The following is a 5,392-nucleotide window of genomic DNA, read 5'->3' on the forward strand; positions in this document are numbered from 1 at the left end:
CTGCTGCCGATCGTTCGGGCCATCTTCGGCTCATACGATCCGGAGACCAATCGGCGGATGATCCAGGAGTTCTTCTGGCTCGTCCCGAAGAAGAACTCGAAGTCGTCCGGTGCCGCGGCCATCATGGTCACGGTGCTGATCGTGAATCGGCGGCCCTTGGCCGAGGCGCTGCTCGTCGCGCCGACCAAGGAAATCGCCAACATCGCCTACAAGCAGGCCTGGGGCATCATCCAGGCCGACCCGGAACTAGCGAAGCTCTTCCACGGCCAGCACCACGTCCGCACGATCACCCACCGGAACCGACGCCAGCTATGCCGCGGCCACCAGCCTGTCGCTGCTGCAGACGCTTGCCACCCTGTTCGGTCCGGCCACCAACCTCTATTCCGGCGCCCGGCAGATCGTCCTCGATAAGCTCGCCTCCACGGCGCTCGGGCGGATCGCCTTCGCCATCGCCGGCCGAACCTGGGGCGACCTCGTCCACCGCGAGTATAGCTACACGCCCACCGGCGGATCGCAGATCAACACACAGGTGATGGAGCTTCGGGCGTTCCCCGACGGCTCCACGCCGATCGATGCGGTGCGCGTCGACCTCTCGGCTGGGACGGTGGATTTCCGCCAGAACGAGATCGCGATGGCCTCGGCCGCGACCGTCGATCTCGGCTCATCTCCGGCGGGGCGCGTCGTCATCACCGGCTCGACGGCCATCCTGTCGTTCGGCCCCGGAAAGAACCTCACCCGCCTCGTGCGGTTCGCCAATGCCGTGACGCTCACGCACAACGCGACGAGCCTCATTCTGCCGGGCGGGGCCAATTACACGACGCTGCTGGGCGACATGATGCTGGTCACGTTGGACTCGGCCGGCAACTGGCGGGTGCGGCTCGGCCAGCATGCGGACGGGCGCGCGCTCCTGACGGTTGTTCCTGTCACGGGAAACAGCGGCCCTGTCTCCGTGACGGCGGGTACGGTGCGGTATTTCACGCACGGGCTTTTGCAGACCGCGGCGAGCCTCGTTTACGTCGGGGCCGGACGGCGGGGGCGCTTCCGCAATCTCCGAGTCGTTTCGCCGGGCGTTCCGGGCACGGATCAGTTTTGGAAGTTCACCCTCCAAAATCTGTTCACCGACACCGCCCTGACCTGCACGATTTCCGGTGCAGGAAGCAATCAAGCGCAGGATCTCGTCAACTCGGCGATTTTCGCGGCCGCCGATCGCTGGTCGATCAAAGTCGAGGCCAGCGCCGGCGCCAATCCCCTTACGAGCATCCTCTTCTCGCTGGACTTCGAGGTACTGGACTGATGGCAAGCCTGGTGCAAATCCGCGACGATCAGGGCCGCAAGATCACCTGCTTGACGGTGGGGGATGGCGAGCGGCCGCCTCCCGTGCCGGACGGCTGGACGATCGAGGCGGCCGACGCCACGCCGCTGTGGCAGGCGCAGGCCGAAGTGATTTCGGACCGGCAGTTCGCGCAGGCGCTCGCCCTCGACGGCATCATCACGCAGGCCGAGGCGCTGGCCTGGGCCGCTCGCGGCGACCTGCCAGAGGCAATGTCCGACGCGCTGGCAGAGATCCCCGAGACGGGCGGTCAGCGCTTCGGCGCGCACATGCTGCTGGCCGGCGCCACCACCTTCGAGCGCAGCCACCCTCTGACGGAGGTTCTCGGCGCGCTCCTGACCAACCCCGAGACCGGCCAACCCTACGACGCCGCGGCGCTCGATGCGCTGTGGGCACGTGCATCCGCCCTGTGAGGAGCCGTCCATGCTGACGCTGACCAAGACCGTCACGACGACGGAAACGAAGACGCTCGAGACGCCCGAGCAGATCGCCGATCACGTGCACGCCGAGTTCCTGCGGCGGATGGAGGCCGCGCCGTTCAAGTTCGGCGACCGGGTGCGCATCACCCGGCGCGACGGCATCCCGCCCGAGTTCATGATCGGCGACGTCGGCACGGTGATGCTGTGCGATCCGGAGTTCCAGCAGCTCACGACGCTGATGGGCGTGAACGCCACCGGCATGACGATCCAGTTCCCGGTGCAGACTGCGAACCTCGAACGCGCCTGACCCGACCTGCTCGCTGCGCCACCCGGCCCGAGCCTCAAACGACCCCCTCACATCGGAGAACACTACCATGGACGTCGCTGAGATCCAGCGCGCTCTGATCGCGCGCGGCTATGACCTCGGAAGGAGCGGCGCGGACGGCGATGCCGGGCCGCTCACCATCGCGGCCGTGACCGCCTTCTAGCGCGCTGCCGGCCTGGTGCCTGATGGCATCGCTGGGCCGAAGACGCAGGCCGCCCTGCAGAAGGCCGACATCAGCGAGCGGCGTGAGGCACCCGAGAAGCCGGGCTGGCTCGTGCTGGCCGAGGCGCTGAACGGCCTGAAGGAAGCCCCAGGCACCAAGAACAATCCCGAGGTAGTGAAGCTGTTCGCCGATGCAGGCTTCCCCGGCATCAAGACCGACAGCACCGCCTGGTGCGCCGCGCTGGTTGGCGCGGTCCTGAACCGAGCCGGTCATAAGCCTTCCGGCAGCCTCGCGGCGCGGTCCTACGAGCCGTGGGGCGTCGGGTTGAAGGAGCCGGCGCTTGGCTGCATCGCCACGAAGAAGCGCGGCAATAGCGCGTGGCAGGGGCACGTCTTCCTCGTCGTCGGCGCCAACAAGGATCAGGTGTTCGGCCTGGGCGGCAATCAGGCGGATGCCGTCAACGTGGCATCCTTCAAGCGCTCCGAGATCACCGCGTTCCGCTGGCCGGCTGACATGCCGCTGCCTGCGCGGCACACGCTGCCGACGACGATCGCGGGGGCGCGCTCGGGTGTGAGTGAAGCGTGATCGCGGCGGACCGCTTAGCGGGGGCGTCGCGGTCCGCCGGATGCTGGCCAGACAGGATCAGCGCAGCGAGATCACTCTAATAAACTGCAGTTCTGCATTCAAGTCGTCAAATCAACATCTGGTTGAATAATATTTCCCGAGCCGGCCGGGCCCGCCGCGCATCCCCTCCATCAGGACCATCATCATGACCCGTGTGCTTCTGCTCGCGGCGCTGGCGCTCGCCTGTGCCGCGTCTCCCGCTCTCGCCGCCGAGGTCGCCACCGTCGGCGACAAGCCCGTGCTGATCCCGTGGGGCGACTGGCTCGTCGCGCTCGCCGTTTCCCTGCGCGAGCCGATCCTCACCATCCTCCTGCCGATCATCGCGGCCTACATCATCCAGGCCATCCGCAAGGTCTATCCATGGGCGGCTCTGTTCCTGACGCAGCGGCGCGTCGAGATGATGCTCGAGGCAGGCGTCGGCTTCGGCCTCAACGCGGTGAACGGCGCGGCCAAGGGCAAGACCCTTTCGGTCAATGTGGCGGTGCCGGTCATCGCCAAGGGCACGCAGTACGTCATCGATACCGCTCCGCCTGCGGTCATCAAGGCGGCCGGCGGTGCCGACGGCATCGCGGCCCGGATCTTCCGCAAGCTCGATCTCGACGAGCACGCCAGCGAGCAGGCCGTACTCATCCCGGCGCTCGATCGGATCGGCGGCTTTGCGCCTCCCTCCTCCGACGAGCTGCGCGACGCGGACCGGATGGCCCGAGGATAAGCAGGAGGGGCGCATGCCCGACCGTAACGGCGCCGCGCGCCGGCCGCTCCTGCCGATGCACTCCGCCGGCCCCTACAGCACCTACCGCCTGTTCGAGTGGTGCATGGCGACGATGATGGTGCTGATCGCCTTCACCCTCGCCATGCCGGGTGACACCATGGAGCGCAACGCGCTGAAGCCGATCGCCGAGATGGGGTTCAGCGAAGCCAACATGGCGCTGATCTTCGGCTGTGCCGGAAGCGTCCGCATCATGGCGCTGTTCCTCAACGGCTACATCAACAACGTCCGCACCGGCCCGAAAGGGGCTTATGCTCGCGCCTTCGGTGCCGGTGTCGGCTGCGTCATCATGGGGCAGTTCAGCTTCGCCCTGGTCTACGACGCCTTCTGCGTGGCGCACGCACCGAGCTTCGTCATCCCGGTGTTCGGGACGCTCGCCGGGTTCGAGGCGATTTCCGTCTACATCGCCGTGCTGGACGGCGTGTCGCGCCGGAGCCGGATCGGCAAGGCTCTGGCGGCACTTGAGGAGGTTCGGGGCTGATGGACTGGCTCACCTTCCTCAAGGACGTGATCGCAACGCAGCAGTTCCTCCAGGTCTTCGTCGGCGGCTGCACCATGATGCTGATCGGCTGGATGGTGACGCGGGCGCGGGGCGACCGCGAGCACCTGCCGCCGCCTGCGCCGGCCAGCCTCGCCGACGTGCCGCCACCCTTCCTGCACGGGCCGCGCGAGGCGATCGATCTGATGCGGGAGCTGCGCGATCTCGCCCGCCGCCAGACAGAGGACACCGGCCGCATTGCGGAGTGCGTCCGCGTCATCCGCGAGGAGGCGAAGCGGCAGACGGAACTCCTCGGCCTGATCGAGCGCGAGCAGGCGATCGAGAACCGGGCGCATCATGATCGGGACCGGTCGTGACTCGCTCCTTCGTCGCGGTAACCCCGGCGGCTATGCCGGTGATTCAGACTGACGCTTGGCATCTGATCGCAGGAAGCCGCTTCCGACCCGTTGCGGACGTTGGCAACACCGCTAAACTCAACTTATGGAGAAACCTTCACCCACTCACTGCCGACGCATCGCTCCACTTCTGACGGCTCGGGATGGACAGAAGACGAGAGTTGAACTCTCCGGCCCGCGCTCGTTGGAAGTTTTCAACATTGCTTGGGGCGATGACATGGGTGACGACTACGAGCACATCACCAGCAATATTTCACCAATGGTAGATGGATCAACCATTGATCTGTTCTTCACCGACGAGGTCGTCCGCATAGTTGACCCTTTGATCGACGCGGTCCTGTGGGAGACTGACGGCACACCCAATAACCGCTAACCACCCTGAGCGGGCATCAGAACTCATTCAGACTGAGGTGCTGCTTCTCGCGCCGAATGGGTGATTGCGGGTCTAGGGCGAGTATGTTGCCGATCCACGCAACCAGCGCCGGTACGACCGCGCGTTCGAACCGGTCCCGCGCGGCCTGTGCTTGTTCGGCTGGCACCGAGCCGATGCGGACGTACAGGCGCTCATAAGGGACGTTCGGGTTTGGCGGCCAAAAGTCGGCACTGAAGATCTTGCCCGGCCTGCGGACCAAATGTGTGTCGATGCTGACACGCGCAGTTTTGAGCGCAGCCTCCAAAATTGACGGCTTGAGCGGATAGCTTTGCTCGCGAGGCAGCTTGGCAGTCTCCGAGTTCATCGACCTGCCATGCTCCAGCTCCGCAATGTCTGTTCCCCACCCCTAGCGGACGATGACTTTGCGCATCGGCACGCACTCGTCAGCGCGTTCCGCCGCCTGCGGCCGATAGCCCTCAAAGCGTTCCCATCCTG

10 protein-coding genes and 1 pseudogene are annotated in these 5,392 nt (G+C 66.1%); 10 read left to right on the forward strand and 1 reads right to left on the reverse strand.

Annotation, left to right across the window (positions count from 1 at the left end; genetic code table 11):
- The 10 genes and pseudogenes from FHU13_RS27145 to FHU13_RS27185 form a co-directional block, all read left to right on the forward strand.
- Window positions 1–411 (forward strand): annotated as a pseudogene (locus tag FHU13_RS27145) (hypothetical protein); the annotation flags it as partial.
- A gap of 166 nt (window positions 412–577) precedes the next feature.
- The gene (locus FHU13_RS27150; RefSeq protein ID WP_183438929.1) at window positions 578–1,294 is read left to right on the forward strand and encodes a hypothetical protein; all 717 of its coding nucleotides are present in this window, start codon (window positions 578–580) and stop codon (window positions 1,292–1,294) included.
- The gene (locus FHU13_RS27155; RefSeq protein ID WP_183438930.1) at window positions 1,294–1,743 is read left to right on the forward strand and encodes a hypothetical protein; all 450 of its coding nucleotides are present in this window, start codon (window positions 1,294–1,296) and stop codon (window positions 1,741–1,743) included. Before FHU13_RS27150 ends, FHU13_RS27155 begins: the two co-directional genes overlap by 1 nt.
- Window positions 1,744–1,753: 10 nt before the next feature.
- Window positions 1,754–2,056, forward strand: a complete 303-nt coding sequence (locus tag FHU13_RS27160) for a hypothetical protein (RefSeq protein WP_183438931.1) — start codon at window positions 1,754–1,756, stop codon at window positions 2,054–2,056.
- Window positions 2,057–2,123: 67 nt separating this feature from the next.
- Window positions 2,124–2,237 carry a peptidoglycan-binding domain-containing protein gene (locus tag FHU13_RS28160; protein ID WP_246714921.1) on the forward strand — a complete coding sequence of 38 codons (114 nt, stop codon included), beginning with the start codon at window positions 2,124–2,126 and terminating at the stop codon, window positions 2,235–2,237.
- A 15-nt stretch (window positions 2,238–2,252) separates the two neighbouring features.
- Window positions 2,253–2,822, forward strand: a complete 570-nt coding sequence (locus FHU13_RS28165) for a TIGR02594 family protein (RefSeq protein ID WP_312889663.1) — start codon at window positions 2,253–2,255, stop codon at window positions 2,820–2,822.
- A 184-nt stretch (window positions 2,823–3,006) separates the two neighbouring features.
- The gene (locus FHU13_RS27170) at window positions 3,007–3,573 is read left to right on the forward strand and encodes a hypothetical protein (RefSeq protein ID WP_183438932.1); all 567 of its coding nucleotides are present in this window, start codon (window positions 3,007–3,009) and stop codon (window positions 3,571–3,573) included.
- Between the two features lie 13 nt (window positions 3,574–3,586).
- The gene (locus FHU13_RS27175; RefSeq protein ID WP_183438933.1) at window positions 3,587–4,111 is read left to right on the forward strand and encodes a hypothetical protein; all 525 of its coding nucleotides are present in this window, start codon (window positions 3,587–3,589) and stop codon (window positions 4,109–4,111) included.
- Complete coding sequence (locus FHU13_RS27180) at window positions 4,111–4,485, forward strand: hypothetical protein (RefSeq protein WP_183438934.1); 375 nt, start codon at window positions 4,111–4,113, stop codon at window positions 4,483–4,485. The genes FHU13_RS27175 and FHU13_RS27180 overlap by 1 nt, the downstream gene beginning before the upstream one ends.
- A 256-nt stretch (window positions 4,486–4,741) precedes the next feature.
- Complete coding sequence (locus tag FHU13_RS27185; RefSeq protein ID WP_183438935.1) at window positions 4,742–4,897, forward strand: hypothetical protein; 156 nt, start codon at window positions 4,742–4,744, stop codon at window positions 4,895–4,897.
- Window positions 4,898–4,913: 16 nt separating this feature from the next.
- Here FHU13_RS27185 and FHU13_RS27190 read toward each other — a convergent pair whose 3' ends face one another.
- Complete coding sequence (locus FHU13_RS27190) at window positions 4,914–5,261, reverse strand: hypothetical protein (RefSeq protein ID WP_183438936.1); 348 nt, start codon at window positions 5,259–5,261, stop codon at window positions 4,914–4,916.
- Window positions 5,262–5,392 lie beyond the last annotated feature (131 nt).

The sequence above is a fragment of the Methylobacterium sp. R2-1 genome (assembly GCF_014191355.1).
Lineage (GTDB): Bacteria > Pseudomonadota > Alphaproteobacteria > Rhizobiales > Beijerinckiaceae > Methylobacterium.

What these genes read in the sequence shown, in the direction of transcription:
- FHU13_RS28160 (WP_246714921.1), top strand. Translation starts at nt 2,124, where the DNA reads ATGGACGTCGCTGAGATCCAGCGCGCTCTGATCGCGCGCGGCTATGAC.
- FHU13_RS27175 (WP_183438933.1), top strand. Translation starts at nt 3,587, where the DNA reads ATGCCCGACCGTAACGGCGCCGCGCGCCGGCCGCTCCTGCCGATGCAC.
- FHU13_RS27185 (WP_183438935.1), top strand. Translation starts at nt 4,742, where the DNA reads ATGGGTGACGACTACGAGCACATCACCAGCAATATTTCACCAATGGTA.
- FHU13_RS27170 (WP_183438932.1), top strand. Translation starts at nt 3,007, where the DNA reads ATGACCCGTGTGCTTCTGCTCGCGGCGCTGGCGCTCGCCTGTGCCGCG.
- FHU13_RS27155 (WP_183438930.1), top strand. Translation starts at nt 1,294, where the DNA reads ATGGCAAGCCTGGTGCAAATCCGCGACGATCAGGGCCGCAAGATCACC.
- FHU13_RS27190 (WP_183438936.1), bottom strand. Translation starts at nt 5,261, where the DNA reads ATGAACTCGGAGACTGCCAAGCTGCCTCGCGAGCAAAGCTATCCGCTC.
- FHU13_RS27160 (WP_183438931.1), top strand. Translation starts at nt 1,754, where the DNA reads ATGCTGACGCTGACCAAGACCGTCACGACGACGGAAACGAAGACGCTC.
- FHU13_RS27180 (WP_183438934.1), top strand. Translation starts at nt 4,111, where the DNA reads ATGGACTGGCTCACCTTCCTCAAGGACGTGATCGCAACGCAGCAGTTC.